This is a genomic window from Limosilactobacillus equigenerosi DSM 18793 = JCM 14505 (assembly GCF_001311375.1).
GTDB classification, from domain to species: domain Bacteria; phylum Bacillota; class Bacilli; order Lactobacillales; family Lactobacillaceae; genus Limosilactobacillus; species Limosilactobacillus equigenerosi.
The window spans coordinates 1-1,604 of the sequence record NZ_BBAS01000033.1 but is presented as its reverse complement, the minus strand read 5'-3'; the positions used below and the strand labels follow the sequence as shown (position 1 = coordinate 1,604).

The following is a 1,604-nucleotide window of genomic DNA, read 5'->3' as shown; positions in this document are numbered from 1 at the left end:
GGTCCCCTGTCAATAAAATGTACAAATTAAATGGAGACTTTTGTGACTATGCAGCTTGTAATTTATGATGCTTTAATTGGTAATCTTCCTCAAACGTTTTTGGAGATTTAAATCCGCAATGGCTATGAATTCTGACAGTGTTGTAGAAAGTTTCAATGTACTCAAAAACCAACCGCCGAGCTTCGTGATAACTATAGATGTTGAATTGATTTAACCATTCTCGCTTAATCAAAGCATGAAATGATTCAATGCAAGCATTATCCCATGGAAAGGCCTTTTTGGAATAACTTCTAGTCATCATTGAAGTAGCCTTACGGTACGCTTCAGAAGTAATTTGACTTCCACGATCACTATGGATAATCATGGGTTTGCTAATATGGCGCTGCTTTTTCGTCCGCTCAATTAATGGTGTGACATTTGAAACTTCCAAAGTTTCAGACAAGTCCCAGCCAATAATTCTACGAGAAAACAGGTCCATAATGCTGGTCAAGTAAACAAAACCATTACGAACAGGAATATAAGTCGTGTCAATACACCAAACAGCGTTTGGTTGCGAAGGATTAAACTGTTCATCAAGAATATTAACTAATTTATTGTTATAATCAGAATCACAGGTTGTTTGTACATGGCATTTAATATAGCGAGCGGATATGCCTAGTTCACGCATATATTTACCTACTGTAAGTTCCGAAATTTTTAAGTTGTATGCATCCTTGTCATTTAAAACATGGGTTATTTTACCTGCCCCATAAATTCGATTACTTTTATTCCAAATTGTTTTAATCAAGCCCAAAATGAACTTCTTACGAAGCTGACGAGGTGAGCGATTATTATTGCGCTGTTTTCGCTGATAGTAACCACTGCGAGAAATGCCGATATATTGGTACATCCCGTAAATTGATGCATGGGGTTCCGAAACGTGATGACGGTCAATTTCCTGATAAACGTCCTCAGTGGTTACTTGCTTAGAATCCCGATTGATTTTTTTTAGGACTTGAATAGCTGCTTCTGCGTCACGTAGTTGGCGCTTTAGTTTAGCTATCTCTTTATCCTTGTCATTGCTAAAAATTCCGGATCCACGGCCAACTTCTCCAGATTCTTGATATTGCTTAACCCACTTATGAAGGGTACTAACACCTACTCCTAGATGTTCGGCAACTTCAGTAGCTGTCATATTCTCCTTAGCATCAAGGTAATATTGAATAGCATCTTGTTTAAATTCCTGTGAGTAGTTATGTTTTGTCATAATAGGTCCTCCAATTTGTTGTCTTAATTATACTAAATCAGAGTCTCTATTTAACTTGTCCATTATTTATTCTAGTTCCAGTTATTATTACTGATTCCCGCGCGTCCTTCTCGACAGAATCTATTACAAATTACCATCCACACCAAATTATGGTTTTACAAATTAACCAAGCTGATTTACTGTTATTTAAAAACCAACTGATTAATCTTTATGAACAACGCAAAACCGCACGATTTAAAAATAAATTAGCCAAATTAAGCATCTAAAAAGGGGCTATACGTCAACCAGTACTGGTAGATAATATTTAGATTAACCATCAAGCTGCAGCTAATAGCTGCCGGATGGTTGATTTTTTTAA

General features: G+C 36.5%; 1 protein-coding gene. It reads right to left on the bottom strand.

The features are described 5' to 3' along the window. Positions 1–46: 46 nt before the first annotated feature. Positions 47–1,246, bottom strand: coding sequence for an IS3 family transposase (locus JCM14505_RS08480; protein ID WP_082405686.1), 1,200 nt, complete (start codon positions 1,244–1,246; stop codon positions 47–49). Positions 1,247–1,604 lie beyond the last annotated feature (358 nt).